The sequence below is a fragment of the Kitasatospora sp. NPDC087315 genome, assembly GCF_044744345.1.
Classification (GTDB): Bacteria; Actinomycetota; Actinomycetes; order Streptomycetales; family Streptomycetaceae; genus Kitasatospora.
In genome coordinates this window covers 49,914-66,803 of record NZ_JBIUYD010000030.1, presented here as the reverse complement: position 1 = coordinate 66,803, position 16,890 = coordinate 49,914, and the positions used below count along the sequence as shown (strand labels likewise).

Annotated in this window: 20 protein-coding genes; 10 read left to right on the top strand and 10 right to left on the bottom strand. The window is 74.8% G+C overall.

The window, feature by feature from the left end; all coding sequences use genetic code 11:
- Window positions 1-4: 4 nt before the first annotated feature.
- Window positions 5-325: a MarR family winged helix-turn-helix transcriptional regulator gene (locus ACIO5D_RS33110; RefSeq protein WP_400651264.1), complete on the bottom strand. Its 321-nt coding sequence runs from the start codon at window positions 323-325 to the stop codon at window positions 5-7.
- On the opposite strand from ACIO5D_RS33110, the gene ACIO5D_RS33105 reads away from it, so the two are divergent.
- The 3 genes from ACIO5D_RS33105 to ACIO5D_RS33095 all read left to right on the top strand — a co-directional run bounded on the left by ACIO5D_RS33105 (window position 294) and on the right by ACIO5D_RS33095 (window position 1,724).
- Window positions 294-791 carry an alpha/beta fold hydrolase gene (locus ACIO5D_RS33105; protein WP_400651261.1) on the top strand — a complete coding sequence of 166 codons (498 nt, stop codon included), beginning with the start codon at window positions 294-296 and terminating at the stop codon, window positions 789-791. The two genes, ACIO5D_RS33110 and ACIO5D_RS33105, sit on opposite strands and share 32 nt — an antisense overlap.
- Before the next feature lie 48 nt (window positions 792-839).
- Entirely contained in the window at window positions 840-1,118 is a 279-nt protein-coding gene (locus ACIO5D_RS33100; protein WP_363609064.1) for a hypothetical protein, read from the top strand.
- Between the two features lie 81 nt (window positions 1,119-1,199).
- A complete protein-coding gene (locus tag ACIO5D_RS33095) occupies window positions 1,200-1,724 on the top strand; it encodes a hypothetical protein (RefSeq protein WP_363609066.1) in 525 nt (174 codons plus the stop codon).
- Between the two features lie 82 nt (window positions 1,725-1,806).
- Here ACIO5D_RS33095 and ACIO5D_RS33090 read toward each other — a convergent pair whose 3' ends face one another.
- Together ACIO5D_RS33090 and ACIO5D_RS33085 are read right to left on the bottom strand one after the other, a co-directional pair.
- The gene (locus ACIO5D_RS33090; RefSeq protein WP_400651258.1) at window positions 1,807-2,643 is read right to left on the bottom strand and encodes a DUF1963 domain-containing protein; all 837 of its coding nucleotides are present in this window, start codon (window positions 2,641-2,643) and stop codon (window positions 1,807-1,809) included.
- A gap of 100 nt (window positions 2,644-2,743) precedes the next feature.
- On the bottom strand, window positions 2,744-3,478 hold the full coding sequence (locus ACIO5D_RS33085; protein ID WP_400651255.1) for a TetR/AcrR family transcriptional regulator: 735 nt from the start codon (window positions 3,476-3,478) through the stop codon (window positions 2,744-2,746).
- 102 nt (window positions 3,479-3,580) lie between these two features.
- Between ACIO5D_RS33085 and ACIO5D_RS33080 the strand changes: the two genes are divergently transcribed.
- Entirely contained in the window at window positions 3,581-5,119 is a 1,539-nt protein-coding gene (locus tag ACIO5D_RS33080; protein WP_400651252.1) for an MFS transporter, read from the top strand.
- 162 nt (window positions 5,120-5,281) lie between these two features.
- Here the strand turns inward: ACIO5D_RS33080 and ACIO5D_RS33075 are convergent, their stop codons facing one another.
- Entirely contained in the window at window positions 5,282-5,545 is a 264-nt protein-coding gene (locus ACIO5D_RS33075; RefSeq protein WP_363609074.1) for a dsRBD fold-containing protein, read from the bottom strand.
- 239 nt (window positions 5,546-5,784) lie between these two features.
- Between ACIO5D_RS33075 and ACIO5D_RS33070 the strand changes: the two genes are divergently transcribed.
- Window positions 5,785-6,813, top strand: a complete 1,029-nt coding sequence (locus ACIO5D_RS33070; RefSeq protein WP_400651248.1) for a DMT family transporter — start codon at window positions 5,785-5,787, stop codon at window positions 6,811-6,813.
- Between the two features lie 140 nt (window positions 6,814-6,953).
- Window positions 6,954-7,490, top strand: coding sequence for a DUF6629 family protein (locus ACIO5D_RS33065; RefSeq protein ID WP_400651245.1), 537 nt, complete (start codon window positions 6,954-6,956; stop codon window positions 7,488-7,490).
- Between the two features lie 60 nt (window positions 7,491-7,550).
- Here the strand turns inward: ACIO5D_RS33065 and ACIO5D_RS33060 are convergent, their stop codons facing one another.
- The 3 genes from ACIO5D_RS33060 to ACIO5D_RS33050 all read right to left on the bottom strand — a co-directional run bounded on the left by ACIO5D_RS33060 (window position 7,551) and on the right by ACIO5D_RS33050 (window position 10,535).
- Complete coding sequence (locus ACIO5D_RS33060; protein WP_400651242.1) at window positions 7,551-8,921, bottom strand: MFS transporter; 1,371 nt, start codon at window positions 8,919-8,921, stop codon at window positions 7,551-7,553.
- Window positions 8,918-9,562, bottom strand: coding sequence for a helix-turn-helix domain-containing protein (locus ACIO5D_RS33055; RefSeq protein WP_363609082.1), 645 nt, complete (start codon window positions 9,560-9,562; stop codon window positions 8,918-8,920). Before ACIO5D_RS33055 ends, ACIO5D_RS33060 begins: the two co-directional genes overlap by 4 nt.
- Window positions 9,563-9,794: 232 nt before the next feature.
- The gene (locus ACIO5D_RS33050) at window positions 9,795-10,535 is read right to left on the bottom strand and encodes a sensor histidine kinase (protein ID WP_400651239.1); all 741 of its coding nucleotides are present in this window, start codon (window positions 10,533-10,535) and stop codon (window positions 9,795-9,797) included.
- Window positions 10,536-10,869: 334 nt separating this feature from the next.
- On the opposite strand from ACIO5D_RS33050, the gene polX reads away from it, so the two are divergent.
- Entirely contained in the window at window positions 10,870-12,597 is a 1,728-nt protein-coding gene (gene polX, locus ACIO5D_RS33045) for a DNA polymerase/3'-5' exonuclease PolX (RefSeq protein WP_400651236.1), read from the top strand.
- A gap of 328 nt (window positions 12,598-12,925) precedes the next feature.
- On the opposite strand, the gene ACIO5D_RS33040 is transcribed toward polX, so the two are convergent.
- The 3 genes from ACIO5D_RS33040 to ACIO5D_RS33030 form a co-directional block, all read right to left on the bottom strand.
- Complete coding sequence (locus ACIO5D_RS33040; RefSeq protein WP_363609088.1) at window positions 12,926-13,621, bottom strand: response regulator transcription factor; 696 nt, start codon at window positions 13,619-13,621, stop codon at window positions 12,926-12,928.
- Between the two features lie 110 nt (window positions 13,622-13,731).
- Window positions 13,732-14,178, bottom strand: a complete 447-nt coding sequence (locus tag ACIO5D_RS33035) for a hypothetical protein (protein ID WP_363609090.1) — start codon at window positions 14,176-14,178, stop codon at window positions 13,732-13,734.
- Between the two features lie 130 nt (window positions 14,179-14,308).
- Window positions 14,309-15,529 (bottom strand): sensor histidine kinase, encoded by a 1,221-nt coding sequence (locus ACIO5D_RS33030; RefSeq protein WP_400651231.1) that lies wholly within the window; start codon window positions 15,527-15,529, stop codon window positions 14,309-14,311.
- A 212-nt stretch (window positions 15,530-15,741) separates the two neighbouring features.
- Between ACIO5D_RS33030 and ACIO5D_RS33025 the strand changes: the two genes are divergently transcribed.
- The 3 genes from ACIO5D_RS33025 to ACIO5D_RS33015 are packed head-to-tail and all read left to right on the top strand — an operon-like array spanning window position 15,742 to window position 16,793.
- A complete protein-coding gene (locus ACIO5D_RS33025) occupies window positions 15,742-15,894 on the top strand; it encodes a hypothetical protein (RefSeq protein ID WP_400651229.1) in 153 nt (50 codons plus the stop codon).
- 30 nt (window positions 15,895-15,924) lie between these two features.
- A complete protein-coding gene (locus ACIO5D_RS33020) occupies window positions 15,925-16,065 on the top strand; it encodes a hypothetical protein (protein ID WP_363609095.1) in 141 nt (46 codons plus the stop codon).
- A complete protein-coding gene (locus ACIO5D_RS33015) occupies window positions 16,062-16,793 on the top strand; it encodes a (2Fe-2S)-binding protein (RefSeq protein ID WP_400651227.1) in 732 nt (243 codons plus the stop codon). Before ACIO5D_RS33020 ends, ACIO5D_RS33015 begins: the two co-directional genes overlap by 4 nt.
- The last annotated feature ends 97 nt before the right edge of the window (window positions 16,794-16,890 follow it).

Here is a 16,890-nt window from a genome sequence, read left to right as displayed (position 1 = left end):
GGCGTCACTCCTCCCAGGCCGCGGCCACCACCTCGGTCATGGCCGGCAGAAAGCACCGGGCCGTCGCCAGTTCGGCCGCGTCGAAACGGCCCATGGCCCCCACCGGACCGGCGATCAGCGGCCCGAAGAACGCCTGCCCGAGCTCCATCGCGCGTTCCTCGACCACCAGCCGGACCTTCCGCCGGTCCCCCGGATCGCGCTCGCGGCGGATCAGGCCGAGCCGCTCCAGGCGGTCCACCAGCCCGGTGGTTCCGGCCGAGTTCAGCCGCAGCGCCCCGCCGAGCCGGCCGGGCGTGACCACCCGCCCGGCGCGGGCGGCGTCCAAGCAGGGTGACCAGCGCCCGCAGATCGGTCGGGTGCAGACCGTGGCGGCCGGCGAACTCGGCGCCGAACAGATCGAGTTCGACGGTCAGCCCGCGCAGCAGGTGGACCAGCCGCACCGGGTCCCGCGGTTCGTCCTCACGGCTGTCCACCTCACTGCCCATCCGGTCCTCCACCCTGCCGTCCTTTCGCCCGCACGTCACGACGGTCCCGCGCTCGGCGGGGTGCCGGGGCTGCCGGCCTGGCTGGACGCGGTGCTCGACGGACCCGGCGTCACCGAGGCCGATCTCTGCGGCCACTCGTACGGCACGTGGATCGCCCTGGAGTACGCGCTGCACGCCCCGGCGCGGGTCGGCCGGCTGGCGCCGCTCGACCCGGCCCAGTGCTTCGCGGGCTTCCGCCCCGGCTACCCGCTGCGGGCGCTGCCGCTCTTCCTCCCGCCCCGCAGCGCCGCGCGGGCCCGCTCGTAGCTGGACTGGGAGAGCCGGGGCGACGGCCTCGACGCCGACTGGCGCGAGGTGTACGCGCTCGGGCACGCCGGCTTCCCGGCCTCGCGGGTGGTCACCGGCCCCCGGCCGACCGCCGACCGCCTGCGACGGCTCACCGCACCGGTGCTGGTCCTGCCGGCGGAGCACCGCCGCGCGCACGACGCCCTGCGGGTGGCCGACCGGGCCAGGGGCGCCCTCCCCGAGGCCGCGGTGACCGTCCTGCCCGGGGTCTCGCACCACACCCTCCCGATGGCCCGGCCCGCCGAACTCAACCTCCGGCTCACGGACTTCCTGGCCGCCCGCCCCTGACCGGCACGACAGCAGCCCCCGGACGGACACGGCGAACACGGTCGCCCAGGACTGTCCTTGCCGGCCGCTAAGGTGCGACGCATGCAATCGCTGATCACCGCCATTGTCGAACACGACGAGGCTGCCCGCTTCCTGGCCTGGCCGGGCGACTTCGACCTCGGCCGGGGGGACCACGGCGAGGAGGTCCACCTCGCGTCAGGCGCGGCGCTGGAAGGCTTCGCGGGCGATGGAGCCGGGGGCACGTACTTCTTCTGCGGCGATGGTGCCGAGGAACGTCCAGTCCTGTATGCGGATTCCGAAGGCGGCGCGGCTCTGGTCGCGATCGGCTTGCCGGAGCTGCTGCGGCTCCTCCTGGTCGCACCCTGGTGGCGCGACTGCCGGGCGTTCACCGCGGAGGAGAGCCGCGAGCTGGCGGCCGAGTACGTGGAGGACATGCCCGACCTGACAGTTCGGCGGGACCGCGCGGCTGCGGCTCTCGGCATCGACCTCCCCACTGAGGCCGAAGTCCTGGCTCGCCTGCGCGAGGTCGCCACCGAGGCGGGCAAGGACTTCACTCTGGTCTTCACGCCGGAGGGTGAGCCATACGATCCGCTCATCAAGGGCTGAGCGGCATGCCCCCGTTACCGGCATTTCAGCGTCACCGGCGGTGCGGACCGCCGGCACGTCACGGCCCGCGCCCCGGAGCGGGTCACCGCTGGACGGTGACCGCCTCGATTCGGCTGAAGTCGGCGGCGGCGAGGTCCTCGTCGCGGATGACGTAGTAGAGCGGGCATTCGGTGAAGTCCGGGCGCCCCGCATCGAGCAGGATCCGTTCCGGGCCGAGGCCGTGCGGCGGCACCACGTACTGGTCCGTCTCCCGGTCGGGGCCGAGCAGCACCAGGTACGCGTGGCGCTCCGGCGCGACGTCGAAGGCGGCGGACCCCAGCGCGGCCAGACGGTCGGCGGCCTCGTCGGGGAGGTCGACGAGCGGCTCGTCGTGGAACCGCTCGACCCGCGCCAGCATGGCCTTGCCGACGGCGTACAGCGGGGCCGGCGGGCCGGTGAACTCCCACGGCGGGGCGCCCCAGCCGGCGGTGGCATCGGCGAACGCCGGATCGGAGGCCACATCGTAGGGCGTGGTGTCGGCGGCCACCCCGTCCGGGAAGAAGAGGACGGTCACCGGGTCGCGGCCACCGAAGCCGTCATGGCCGAGGAAGAAGAAGTAGAGCAGGCCGTGGGACGGCAGCAGCCCGTTGACGTCCTCCCGCGAGACCTCCGCCAGATCGATCTGGGCGACGAAGCAGTCCGGCAGCGCATCCGGTCCGGACCCGGTACACGGCCACCTGAAGCCGGGCGGAACGGTCGGCACGCCGCCGCAGCGGGAGAACGGCTCCGGCCCCTCGAAGCCGGCGGGGCGTGGCCCCAGGGCGATTCCGTGCTCGGCCACCTCCACCAGCTCGCGCTCCCACGGCGCGAGCCCGGCCTCGCCGATCAGCCGTCGAAGCGTCCGTTCGTCACCGGCGGTTACAGGGTTCGGGCGCATCATGCCGTCACTCTACGGACCCCCGATGACACACTGCGGCCGTTCGGGCCTTCCCTTCACCCGCCGGCCCCACCGCGCCGTTCAGGGCGAGGAGGCACGCCCCTCACTCCTCCGCTCCCACCAGACCGTCGATCAACGCCCGCAACGCCACCGCGAGTTCGGCACAGTGCGCGCCCGGCCCGCGGTACGGGTCCGCCGCCTGGGCGCGGGCCAGGTCCGGCAGCCGCCGGGCGTCGACGGAGGCGAGAACGGTGCGGCGCTGGCTGGGTTCGCGGGGCGGGCTCACCGGGTGGTCGGCGAGCAGCTCGCCGAGGACGAGGTGCCAGCAGGACCGGTAGGCCGGCATGGCCCGGGCGGGCGGGAGGCCGGCGGCCATCAGGTCGGCGAGGCAGGCGTTGCTGAAGTGGAGGGCGTTCTCGGCGACGAGTTCGCCCCGGATCAGGATGTGCAGCACCCAGGCGTGTCCGGCCATGTAGTCGTGGGCGTCACACAGACGCCGCAGCAGCCGGGCCTTCGGATCGGCGCCCGGCACGTCCACCGGCAGGCCTGCGGCGATCTCCTCCAGGACGGCCAGCAGGAGCGCGTCGCGGTCGGTGACATGCCGGTACAACGAGGCCGGCGCGGTACCGAGTTCGGTCGCCACGGCACGCATCGTCAGGGCTTCGATCCCGTCGCGCTCGATCACCCGGCGCCCGGCCGCGACCACCCCGGCCGTCGTCAGCCCGGGCCGGGGGCGACGGCGTCCGTACCGGCCCCGGTCGGCCGCCTCGCCCGGACCGCCCGTCCCGCCGGAACCGCCGGACTCGCCGGATGCGGCCGGACCGCTCTGCTCAGACATCCCGTCATCCTGCCACGGCACCCCCTCCCAGCAGCGCGCTTGCACACGTCATTAAGTAAGGCTTACCTTACGCGAACAACGTTCGCATCGTCGGAGGTCGCCATGCCCCAAGCCGCCCCATCCACCGTCAGGACAGCACCCGCCGGGCCCAGCTCCCCCGCCCACGGCCACTCCCGCCCCGGCATCGTCCTCGCGACCGTCTGCGTCTGCCAGCTGATGGTCACGCTCGACGCCAGCATCGTGAACATCGCGCTCCCCGCCATGGGCCAGGCGCTCGGCTTCGCCGACAGCGCGCTGCCGTGGGTGGTCAACGCCTACGCACTCGCCTTCGGCGGCCTGCTGCTGCTCGGCGGCCGGATCGCCGACCTCGCCGGGCACCGCCGCGCGCTGCTCTCCGGGCTGGTGCTGTTCGGGATCGCCTCCGTCCTCGGCGGGCTCGCCCAGACCCCCGCCCAGCTGATCGCCGCCCGCGCCGGGCAGGGCGTCGCCGGCGCGGTGCTGGCTCCGATCAGCCTGACGCTGATCATGGTGACCTTCGCCGAGGGACCGGCCCGCGCCCGCGCACTGGGCATCTGGTCGATGGTGACCGCCGGCGGCAGCGCACTGGGCGTCCTGCTCGGCGGCGTGCTGACCGACCTGCTCGACTGGCGCTGGGTGTTCTTCGTCAACGCGCCCATCGTGCTGGTGGCCGCCCTGCTGGCGCTGCGGTCGATACCGGCCGTCCGCCCGCAGCGCACCGGCCGGCTGGACGTCGTCGGCGCGGTGTTCGGCACCACCGCGATGACCGTCCTGGTCTACGGGCTGATGGAGACCGACCGCCACCCCTGGGGCTCGGCCCGGACGCTCGGCACCCTCGGCGCGGCCCTGCTGCTCGGCCTCGCCTTCGTGGCCTGGGAGGCCCGGTTCGCCGCCGCGCCGATCGTGCGGCTCGGCGTGCTCAAGGTCCGTACGGCGTGGGTCGCGAGCGTGATCGTCACCCTGATCGGGGCCTCGATGCTGGTCGGCTTCTACTTCTGTTCGCTGCACCTGCAGAACGTGCTGCACTACGGCCCGCTGGCGGCGGGCGCGGCGTTCCTCCCGTTCTGCGCCGGGACGATGGCGGGCAGTATGGTCGCCGGCCGGCTCACCGCCCGCTTCGGCGGCCGGGCCGCCCTCACCGGCGGCCTGCTGCTGGCCGGCCTCGGGATGCTCTGGTTCGGCGGGCTCGACGAGTCGTCCGGCTATCTGACCGCGTTCGTCGGGCCGTCCCTGGTGGCCAGTGTGGGCATCGGGATCTGCATGGTCACCAACACCTCGATGGGCACCTCGGGGGTCGCCCCGCACGAGGCCGGGCTGGTCAGCGGGCTGCTGAACGCCGGGCGCCAGTGCGGCGGCAGCATCGGCCTCGCGGTGCTCTCCACCCTCGCGGTCACCGCCACCCGGCACGCGTCCGAGTCGGGTGACACACCGGCGGCGGCACTGGCGGCCGGGTACGACCGGGCGTTCGTGGTGACCGCCGCGCTGCTGGGTGCGGCGGCCGTGATCGCGGTGCTGTTCGTGCCGCGCTCGAAGCCGGGCCCGAAGGCCGTCCCGCAGGGGGAAGCCGCCGCGGCCGGCGAGGTGGCACTCGACGAGGCGCGCGACGCGGCCGCACGACGGTGAACCGCGCCGGGCCGCCGCCTCCGCGCCAGGCGGGGCGGCGGCCACGAGCGGTCCCGGTCAGCCCCGGTCGGCCCCGGTCAGCCCCGGTCGAATCGGCGGGCGACGTCGCGGCCGGTCGCGGCCGGTAGACGCCGCAGCCGGTAGCTCCGGTGGACACCGCGGTCAGTAGATCAGATAACCGGGCCGGTGCCCCTCGTCCTCGATCTCCCCGGCCGCCTGGGCCCGCAACTTGCGGGAGAGCGCCTCCAGGGCGCGGGACGCCGCGACCTCCTCGCCGATCCGGGCGAGCGGACGGTCCTCCGCGCTCTTCACGGACTCCCCGTGGGCGCTGAGGCCCGGCGCTCTCGCCCCGGTCAGCCTCGCGTCGCACCCCGTGTGCACACCGTCTTCCTCGAAGCTCAGCTCCACATCCCATTGGTTGTGCATGCCACACCTCCTGGCGCCGGCCCCCGTCGCGCCTGCTCGGACCGGCACGGATGCCGGAGCACACGGCCGCTCACAAAGCCGCTCACACCAGCGTGCGCCCGCCACGCCCACGGCGGCAAGCGCGGCCGGACCGGCCGGCGCCCAGCCCCGGCGGTACGCTGGCCAGAGCGCGCCGCGACCGCCGTCGAACCCAGAGACCGCCGGGGCGGCGCCATCAGCGACGTTCGGGTGGTCCCTCCGTGGCGGTCTTCCTTCTCGCATTGAGCGCCGCCTGCTGCCTGGGCCTCGGCTTCGTCCTCCAGCAGCACGCGGCGCAGCGGGCCCCTCGTGCCGATCTGCTGCACTGGCGCCTGCTGCTCGACCTGATGCGGATGCCCGAGTGGCTGCTTGGCACCGGCTTCATGGTCAGCGGTCTGGTGCTCTCCGCGCTCGCGCTCAACCAGGGCGAGGTCTCCCTGGTCGAACCCCTGCTCGCGACCAACCTGCTGTTCGCCATGGCGCTCTCCCGGGTGCTGACCCGTCAGAGCCTCGGCCGCTCGGGCTGGGCCGGGGTGCTGTTGCTCGGCCTCGGGGTGACGGCCTTCATCCTGGCCGGCCGCCCCACCGGCGGCGGTCCGCCGGCCGGGGAGCTGCGGCACTGGCTGGTGGTCGGGACGGTGGTCGGGCTGACCCTGCTGCTGGTCTCGCTCGCCCGTCGGCTGCCGCTGTTCGAGGAGGCCACCCTGCTCGCCCTGGCCGCCGGTCTGCTCTACGGGCTCCAGGACGCGCTCACCCGTACGACGACGCAGCGCCTCGACCACGACGGGCTGGACGCCGTCCTGCGCAGCTGGCAGCCGTATGCCGTGGTGGCGGCGGGCGTGGTCGGACTGCTGCTGGTGCAGAGCGCCTTCGAGGCCGCACCGCTGCGGATGTCACTGCCCGCGCTGACGGCGGCCCAGCCGCTCGCCGGGATCGCCTGCGCGGTCGGTTTTCTCGGCGACCGCCTGCGGATCACCCCCGGCGCGCTGGCCTGGGAGTCGGCCGGGCTGCTGGCCATCGTGGTCGGGGTGATCGTCATCGGACGCCACCCGGCGATGCCCGGAAGCGTCGGCGACCCGCCCAAGGACGCCGGCGGGCCGCCCGACCTCGAGCGGGCCGGTGCCGAACGGGCCGGTGCCGAGTCGCCGACGGCCGGCAGCGGCACCGGAACCAAGAACGCCGGAACCGAGAACGCCAGGGCCGGGAAGACCCGGGCCGGGAGCGCCGACGACACCAGACCTGCCCGGTAGCCGGCGGGCCGGCGGATGTGCTGGAGCGCGCAGGCGGATCTGGTCGCCGGCGGAGCGGTCTCGGGCATCGGTGTGCTCTGCCTGGCGAGGCGCTCCGCACCGGACGGCCGGAACGGCTGCCGCTGGCGGCGCTCCCGCTCGTGCTGGGCGTGCATCAGCTGGTCGAGGCCGCGGTCTGGCTCGGCGCGGACGGTGAACTTCCTGCCGGACCGGCCGGGTGGGCCCGGACCGCACGGGCGGCGATCGCGCTGCCCATGCTGCCGGTGCTGGTCCCGGCCGGGGTGTGGTGCGCGGCCCACGAACCGGGCCGGGCGGGCGGTCCGCACCGCCGGAAGGCGCTCGCCGGCCTCGCCCTGCTCGGCGCGCTCGTCGCCGTCCCGCTGGCGGTGGCCGCCGCGACCCACCCCGTGACGGCCACGGAACACGGCCGCACCCTCACCTACGGCATCGGCGTCCCGCACCCGGCCGCCCTGCTGACCGGCTACCTGCTGACCACCGTCGGCGCCCTGCTGCTCAGCGGCGACCGCCTGCTGCGCCGCCTCGGCGTGCTCACCGGCACGGGGGCCGTCCTCTGCTCGGTACTGTGGCGGCTGGCCTTCGTGTCGATCTGGTGCGTGCTGGCGGCACTGGTCGGTGTCGTCCTGCTCCACTGGGCCGGCCGCCCGGCCCGCTTCTGACCCACCCGTCGGCAGGTCGACCCCGCCCCTCCCCAGGGCCCGGATCACCTCCTGACACCCCTACGCCGACACCGCCGACCGCTCGGGCGACGCCGAATCGGGGACGTCCGCCGCCTGCCCCTGGCCGCGGAGACGGTCCATCTCCCGCCACTCCGGGCGGAGGCCGGCCAGCATGGTGGTGGCGAAGTACAGGCCTCCGCTCACGAACAGCACGGGTATCAGCCCGGCGAAGGCCACCGCCGAACCGGCGAGCAGGCCGCCGAGCGGGATCCCGGCCCAGGCCAGGGAGTCACCGAGGGCGCGGACGCGGCCGAGCAGGCGCCGCGGCACGCGCTCGAACAGGACCGCACCGAGGATCGGGTTGAGGAATCCCGAGCCGAAGCCACCCACCGCGAACACCGCGAGCACGGCCCACATCGGCGCGTCCAGCGCGAGGACCAGGAACCTCGGCGCCCCGCAGAGCAGGAAGCCCGCGAAGAACACCGCCCGGCGTGGAAGCCGGTGGGCGACGGCCGCCGCTATCAGGCTTCCGGTGACGGCCGCGATCCCCCAGGCGCTGCCGGTCAGGCCGATGGCGGCCGGGCCGCCGCCGGACTCCCGGGCCCAGACCGGCACCAGTACCGTCATGAAGCCGGCGTCCAGCAGGTTGGTCACCGCCAGCATCACGATGACGGTGAGCAGCAACGGCTCGCCGCGGAGAAAGGTGAAGCCCTCCCGGAACATCCGCCAGTAGCCGGCCTGCTCGCCCGGCTCGCCAAGCGCTTCCCGCTCGTCCTGCGCCTTGGTGCCCTCCGCCGCCGGCTGCGCGGCGGCCACCGCCCGCCCCATGCCCCGGGGCAGGGCGAGCGCGATGACCAGCGAACCCAGCGCGAAGGCGGCCGCGTTGACCGCCAAACCGGCCATCGGCCCCAGCAGCGCGACCAGACCGCCGCCCACCGCCGGGCCGACCGTGGAGGCCAGCCGTTCGGTGACTCCCGAGAGCCCGGTGGCCCGCTCCAGCGGCACCCGGGCCCGGTCGGCCGCCTCGGGGACCATCACCTCCTTGGCCAAGTCCCCCGGCCCGCGCGCCGCGCCGACCACCGCGACCATGATCAGCAGCAGCCAGAACGGCAGCACGCCCAGACCGTGCAGCAGCGGGACGAGGCCTGCGGCGACGGCGCTCACCGCGTCCGTCGTCCAGGAGACGACGCGCGGGCCCAGCCGGTCGATCAGCGGCCCGGTGAACGCCTTGACCAGCACATACGGCGTCATCTCGACGAAGGCGACCAGGCCCGTCATGGTGGCGCTGCCGGTGGTGGCCAGGACGAACCAGGGCAGGGCGATGGCCGAGACCCGGGTGCCGGTCAGCGAGACGGCCGTCGCCGCGAGCACCCCGGCCAGCGGCCGGACGCTGCGCGGCGGTGCGGCAGCCGGCGAGTCCACGGTCGTCATGACCGCTCCCCCGATCCGGCCGAAGCGCCCTCGTCCCCGCCCTCGCCCTCGGGATCGGGCAGCAGCTGGACGACCACCGCCACCCGCTCGGTGCCGTCCGGAGCGGCCCCCTCGGTGTCCGCCCTGCGGTAGCGCCCGACGACGGCCGCCAGCTCCTCCGCCAGCCCGTGGGCCTCCTCGGGGGTGAGCCGCAGCCCCCAGTCGCTGAGATCGAGCGCGTGCCGCCAGTCGCGCGGCATGGTCTCGTACGCGTTCAGGGCCCGCTGCGCGGTCAGCGTGTGTACGGCAGCGATCGACCGCAGGTAACCGAGGGCGGCCTCCGGCTCCTCGTCGGCCAGCTCCATGTCCGTCCACCAGGTGAGTTGGTGGACGGACCTCCACCACCGCTCGCGGGCGTTGCCGCGCTCGGTGTCCTCCGCGACGAAGCCCGCGGCGGCGAGCTGGCGCAGGTGATAGCTGGTCGCGCCCGAGGTCAGCCCCATCCGCTCGGCGAGCCTGGTCGCGGTGGACGGGCCGTGCCTGCGCAGCAGCCCGATCAGCTGGACCCGCACGGGATGGGCCAGGGCCCGCAGGCCCTTGGCATCGAGGACGACATCGGTCTGCGGGTCCGAACTGTGCGGCCACCGGCGTTCTTCGGTCATGGCAGCAGCGTAGAACCGCAAACACTTCTTCGCAAAGGGTTATTTGCGAAGAAGTATTGGCGGTTCCGTCGCGCACTGCGGACGACAGGCCGACGCCAGGCCCGGGCTCCGGGTGAACGGCAGGAGGAAAGCACGAAGCCCGGGGACGGAACCGTCCCCGGGCGACTGGACCGCGGCCTCGCGCCGCCAGCCCGAGCAGGGCCACCCGAACAGGGCGGCCCGCCCACACGGGTCAGTCGCGGGCCACCGGGAGGGTCAGCACCAGGGTGAGACCGCCGCCGGGCGTCTGTTCGACCTCCAGACGGGCGCCGGCCGCGCTCACCAGGCCCTGCACCGCCAGGCCGACCGGGCCGCCGGGGCGCCCGCCCTCGATCAACCACGGGCGCGCCCCGGGGAGTTCGCAGGCACCGCGGTCCACCACCCGGATCTCCACCCGCGCCTTCTCCTGCCCCGAGTACCCCGACTGCCCCGCATACCCCGAGCGCGTCGAGGACCCCACCTGCCCCGACCGCCCCGGCCCACCCGGTCCGGTCACCGCGTCCGCCCTGACCAGCACCCTGCCGCCGAGCGGGCTGCGCCGGATCGCGTGATCGACCAGCCCGGCCAGCGCCGACTCCAGTCGACGGGCGTCCGCGACCACGACCGGCAGACCGACCGGCACCCGGTTGGCGACCTGGGCCGCCCGACCGCCGCCGCGCAGCACCCGCTGCACCAGCTCGGCCACCTGGACGTGGTGCGCCTGCGCGGGGCAGCCCTCCGGGCGGTCCGTCCAGTGCACCCGGTCCAGTTCGGGCCGGGACAGCACCCGCGGCCCGGCCATCGAGCCCGGGTGGGACCGGCCCGGGCCTTCGTCGGGTTCGCCGACGCCGTCCCCGCCCACGCCGAACCCGCCACCGAAGCCCCCGAACGCGCCGAACCCGCCGAGCGCCCGGGCACCCGACGCGACATAGGCCCAGAGCTTCCCGCGTGCCATCGCTGTACCTCTCGCGCCTCACCGGCGGCCACCGTCAGGTGCGCGGCGGGCCGGAACAGGCCGCCTCACCGGCCCTTCCGCCAAGCCTGCGCCCGCACCGGACGGGTGACAATCCGGCTCCAGGGCGCGAACCAACCACCGCACCCCGCCGAACGGCTGGACCCGTACCCCCCGAGCGGCGGGGCGCGCCCACCCTCCGGCGGAGCGCACCCGACAACACCAGAGCCCCGGCGCACCGGAACACCCCCGCGCCCCCGACCTCCCCGACCTCCCCGACCTCCCCGACCGATCGGCCCACCCGGCCCGATCACCCCGCCCGCCCTAAACTGGCCCTGTGCCCCGGCTCAACGACCAGGTCCAGGAGCTGCTCCAGGAGTACGCCGACCTGATCTCGATCACCGGCGGGGACGCCTTCCGGGCCCGCGCCTACGAGAAGGCCGCCCGCGCGGTCGGCGGATTCCCGGAGGACGTCGCCGGGCTGGACACCAAGGGGCTCCAGCAGATCCCCGGCGTCGGCAAGTCCACCGCCGAAAAGATCGCCGAGTACCTCGCGACCGGCCGGATGGAGTCCCTGGAGAAGCTGCGGGCCATGATCCCGGCCGGCGTCCGCGAGGTGATGGCCGTCCCCAGCGTCGGTCCCAAACGCGCGCTCGCCCTCTACCGCGACCTCGACATCGCCTCCGTCGACCAGCTCGCCGAGGCGATCCGCGCCGAACGGCTGCGCGAGGTGCCCGGGTTCGGCGCGCGCAGCGGCGAGAAGATCCTGCACGGCATCGAACTGCTGCGGCAGTCCGGCGGGCGGACGCTGCTCGACGCGGCCACCGAGCAGGCCGAGCAGATCGTCGCGGCGATCGCGGCCGTGCCGGGCTGCACCCGCTGCGCCTACGCGGGTTCGCTGCGCCGGATGCGCGAGACCGTCGGCGACATCGACGTGCTCGCCACCGCCGAGGACTCCGCACCGCTGATGGCCGCGCTCGCCGGACTCCCGTACGTGACCGAGGTGATCGCGCAGGGCCCGACCAAGACCTCGGTGCGCACCGCCAAGGGCCTCCAGGTCGACCTCCGGGTGGTGCCGGAGGAGGACTGGGGCGCGGCGCTGGTGTACTTCACCGGCTCCAAGGCGCACAACATCAAGCTGCGCACCATGGCCGTCCGGGCCGGGCTGAAGCTCTCGGAGTACGGGCTGTTCGGCGCCGAGAGCGGGAAGAAGGTGGTCTCGGCGACCGAGGAGGAGGTGTACGCGGCGCTCGGTCTGCCCTGGATCGCACCGCCGCTGCGCGAGGACCGCGGCGAGATCGAGGCGGCCCTGCGCGGCGAACTGCCGGACCTGGTCACCCAACGCGACCTCCGCGGCGACCTGCACACCCACACCGACCTCACCGACGGCCTGGCCACCCTGGAGGAGATGATCGACACGGCGGCCGCCCGCGGCTACGCCTACTACGCGGTCACCGACCATGCGCCGGACCTGGTCATGCAGCGGATGACGGACGAGAAGATGCTCGCCCAGCGCGAGCGGCTGCGCGAACTGGCCGGCCGGCACCGGCGAATGCGCCTGCTGCACGGCACGGAGCTGAACATCGGCCCCGACGGGGGTGTGGACTGGCCCGCCGAGTTCCTGGCCGGGTTCGATGTGTGCGTGGCCTCGGTGCACTCGCACTTCGGCGCCGACCGGGCCGCCCAGACCCGCCGCCTGATCCGCGCCTGCGAGAACCCCTACGTGCACGTCATCGGCCATCTCACCACGCGGCGGATCGGCCGGCGCGGGCCGATCGACGTCGATCTGGACGCCGTCTTCGAGGCGGCCGCCCGGACCGGCACCGCGATCGAGATCAACAGTTCGCCGCAGCGGCTCGACCTGCGGGACGAGGACGTGCTGCGGGCGAAACGGCACGGGGTGCGGTTCTCGATCGACAGCGACGCCCACTCCACCCCGCAACTGGCCTACCCGGTGTACGGGATCGGCACCGCCCAACGGGCCTGGCTGACCGCCGAGGACGTGATCAACACCTGGCCCTGGCAGCGGCTGAAGCGGTTCCTGCGCAAGGACGCGCTGCGGTGATGACCGCCCCGGGGCCACGCCTCGCGCCACCGGTCCGGAATATTCCCGAATTGCCCGATTCCGGACCGGAAACCCCTGGTGCCTGGGCCGTAAGAGGCGCATGATGGTAGTGAACCTGCGAGGTAACAGTGGGAGTTTGACCGCAGGAGGCAGTGGCGACAGATCGAGACGGATCAAGGTCTGCCGCTGGTACCTCGGTCGACGATCGAACTAACAGGCCGGAGGACGTAGTCCGGAGGCCACCCCGGCCTCGCAGGTTCACCGGTGCCCGGAACACCGCAGGCCGACGCCGGACACCCCCGGGGCGTCCCGGGGCCTCCGGGACGGTTCAGGGTGCGCGGCCCCCGGCGGCCGGCACCGGGTACCCCATCTCCCAGGCGTGCACGGCGATGCCGACCCGGTTCGGCACGTCGAGCTTGCGCTGGATGCTGGCGACATGCGTCTTGACCGTGCCCGGTGAGATGAACAGCTCGGCGGCGATGTCCGCGTTGGTCCGGCCCGCCGCCACCTGTCCGGCGATCTCCACCTCCCGCTCGGTGAGCGGCACCACCGGTCCGGGCCGCCGCTCGGCACGCCGGGGCGCGGTGACGTGTTCCAGCAGGCGGACGGTGACGGACGGGCTGATCAGACTCTCGCCGCCCGCCGCCGCCCGGACCGCCTCGGCCAGCAACGCCGGGCCGGAACGCTTCAGCAGAAAACCCGACGCGCCGTACCGCAGGGCCGGATAGACGTACTCGTCGAGGTCGAAGGTGGTCAGCACGACCACCCTGACCGGGGTGACGGCACCCGGTCCGGCCAGCCTGCGGGTCAGTTCCAGGCCGTCCATCCGGGGCATCCGGATGTCGACCAGAGCGACGTCGGGGCGCAGCTGCCCGGCGAGTTCGAGCGCGGCGGCGCCGTCGGCGGCCTCACCGACCACCTCGATGTCGGGCTGGGCGTCCAGAATCCGCCGCACGCTCCGGCGGACCGCCTCCTGGTCGTCCGCGATCAACGTGCGGATGGGCTGCGGGTTCGGGCTCGTCACGCCGAGCAGTCTCGCACGCCGACGGCCCCGGCCACACCGGGCCGCGTCGGCACCACGCCCCCGGGCGCACCACCACCCCACCCGGACACCGGAGGCAAGGACGGCCGGTGTCAGGAGGCGTTGCCCCCGAGGTCGGTCGCCCGGCCGTCACGCAGGACGGTCAGACCGCGCGGCACCTCCACCCGGAACCTCACATCGCAGTTGGCGATGCCGTTGCAGCCGGCCCTGAGGTCGAGGGCATCACCGTCCAGGCTCCAACTGGCTTCCTTGGAACCGATGACCCGCGCTTCGAACCAGCGGATCACCCTGACATCCTGACGGTCCGTCGCGACCAGATCGGTGGGGAGGCCGTGGGCACGCACGTCGAGGGTGGTTCCGCCGTAGCTGAAGACCTTCTCCTCAGGGGTGGCGTCCTTCGCCGTCGCGCAGCCGGTGACGGCGGCCGACGAGACGAAGGCGGCCAGGACCAGGGCCAGAACGGTGGCGGGCGCCCGCCCGGAAGACGCCCGGGCAGACATTCGGGGAAACGCCCGGCGGACGGACGGGGTACTGGTCATGAGGTGGATCCTCCGGCAGGAGCGGGTCGGTGACGACTACGAGCCTCGCCGCTGCGCCCGCCGCTGCCATCTGCCGTTCGGCAGATACCCGGCACCCGGCCGACCGCGCGCCCCGCCCGGGCCGGGCCGCCTACCGCACCGGCAGCACACAGACGGTCCGCCAGCCGGACGGCCGGTGCGGGCCCGCCTCCAGGGTGCCGCCGTGCGCCGCGGCGCGTTCGGCCAGGCCCGCCAGCCCGGTGCCGCCGCCCACGCGACGGCGCAGCAGGCCCTTCGGGCCGCGCGCCGCCCCGCCGTCGTTCGTCACCGACACCTCGACCGCCCGGCCGGGACCGGCCGTCACCCGGACGGCCACCTCGGTGGCGCCCGGCGCGTGCCGCCGCACATTGGTCAGCGACTCCAGGACGACGGCGTACACGGTGGCCTCGGCCTCGGCGGAGAGCACTCCGGTGGCATCCGGCGCCAGCTCGACGGTGGCGCGGACCTCGGCACCAGCGGGGCCGGTCGTGGCGAAGCGGCCGACCAGCTCCGGAAGATCGGCCAGCCCGCGGATCCGGGTGGCACCGGACGTCCGGCCGGCCGCCGCCGCGTCGGACTGCGGGTCGCGCAGGGCACCCACCATCTCGTCCATCGAGTCCAGCGCCCGCAGTCCGGCCTCCTCCAGACGGCGCAGCAGTGCGGCCGTCTCCTCCCGGTCCTGGCCGGGCAGCTGGCCGGCCTGTGCCTCCAGGACGATGCCGGTGATCTCGTGGGCGACGAAGTCGTGCAGTCCCCGGGCCACTTCGAGTCGCTGCTCGCGGCGGGCACGAGCCACCGCGCGCTCCCGGCGGGTGTCCAGCACCCGTAGGTAGAGGCCCGCCCCGGCGACGCCGACGGCCGGGAGGAGCGAGAGCAGGAGGGCAACCAGCGAGTCCTGCCATCCACCGTGCGGGGTCCGCAGGGTGAAGCGCAGCGGCACCAGGAGCGTCGCCAGGCCGACCAGGGCCGCCACCGCGCCCACCCATCGGCCCGGCACCCGGCGTATCGCCCGGCCGAGCAGCACCAGAAGGGCGAGCCACTCGAAGGGCAGCCAGAACGCGGGGAGCCGGTAGAGGCCCGAGTAGCCCGCGTCGAGTGCCAGCGAGGCGGCGGCCACGACGACGGCGGCCGCCCCGAGCGTCACCCTCCGGGCCGGCCACCGGACCGTCGCCACCAGCACCGCGAGCGCGGCCATGGCGGCGACGAGCAGGGCCGCCGCGCGGTCACCCGGGCGGGCCGGCACCACCGGGGCCAGCAGCACCAGGACGGCGCCGGCGGCCAGCAACCGGCGAACCGGGGCGACGAAGGCCGGGGGCGGAGGGTCGGTACGCATGCGCCCGAGCCTACGGGGCCGGTCCCGGCGGTACGGCGGGCACGGCCCTCCCGGGGGAGGGCGGAATCTTTCCCGGGCGGAGCGATTCCACTCCCGTGCGGCAGAACTGACGGACCGCAGGACACCGGAGCGGATCCGGCCGCAGCCGGGACGCCGTCGCCACGGGCGTGATCACCCGGGGCGAGGCACCGTGGTTCCCCGGTCGCCGGCTCGTGGGCTCCAAGGTCTCGATCACCGTCCAGGACAACGGCCGCGCCGACCGGCTCGGCCGGCTCCGGGGAGCGTTCGGTCGGCCCGTCCCGGACTTCCGGGGCGCGGTAGCGTTCATCCGCACCAGCAGTGGCAACTTCACCGTGCGGGGCTGACGCCCCGGACCATCCCCGGAGGACGGCCCGATGATCGACGACCGCGCGACTCCCGCCGTCCCCGCCGCCCAGGACCGGGCCGCCCACCTGGTCACCGTCGGCCCGCCCGGACACGTCACCCGCTCCGCGCCACCCGCCGTGTTCACCGGCCCGACGGGCGCCGGCCGGTGACCCCCGTGCTGGACTACCGGCAACTGGCCGCCGTCGGACCGTACTTCGCCCTGGACGTCGCCACCGCCCCCGGGGAGGGCCCGCCCCCGGGCTTCCGGCCGCTGCGCGAGCTGTACGCCGGCGGACCGGACTCGTTGCTGGCGGGGCGGGTGCGCGTGGTGGCGCAGCGACTGGGCACCGCCGAGCCCCGGGTGGCAGCGTCGATCCTGCACCTCGGGCTGGCCGCCCGGTTCTGGTCGGTCGGCCTCGGCTCGGCCCTCCTGCTGGGCGTGGTGCCCGACCTGGACCCGGACCGCGCCCGTGTCCGGGTGCCCGACCAGGGGCCGATCGATCTCTGGAGGCCGTACGCACCCGCGCCGTCCGGACGTGAACCGCTCACCGAGCGGCTCCACCAGTCCGTTGTCCAGGGCCAGTTGACGCCACTGGGAGCGGCCGTCCGGACGGTGGCGCCGATCGCCGGCCGGCTGCTCTGGGGCAACGCCGCGTCCGCGCTGGCGGGCGCGCTGCGGATGCTGGACGCCCACGGGGCACCCGGCCACGGCCGTGCCCTCGTCGCGGAGTTGCTGGACCGCCCGCCGCTGGCCGGCACCGGTGTGCTGCGCGCCCTCGGACCGCGCGACACCGCGTTCCGCCGGAACAGTTGCTGCCTGTACTACCGCGTCGGCCCGGGCGCCGGGGTCTGCGGCGACTGCTGCTTCACCCGCCCGCCTGGGCCCCGGGCCGGGTAGCGGCCCGCCCCTGACCGGCGGCCCCCGCCCGGGCGAGCACACTGCCGCGGCCCGGGCCCCTCGTACAGGGCCGCGCCGGCCAACAGCGTGCCGCCGA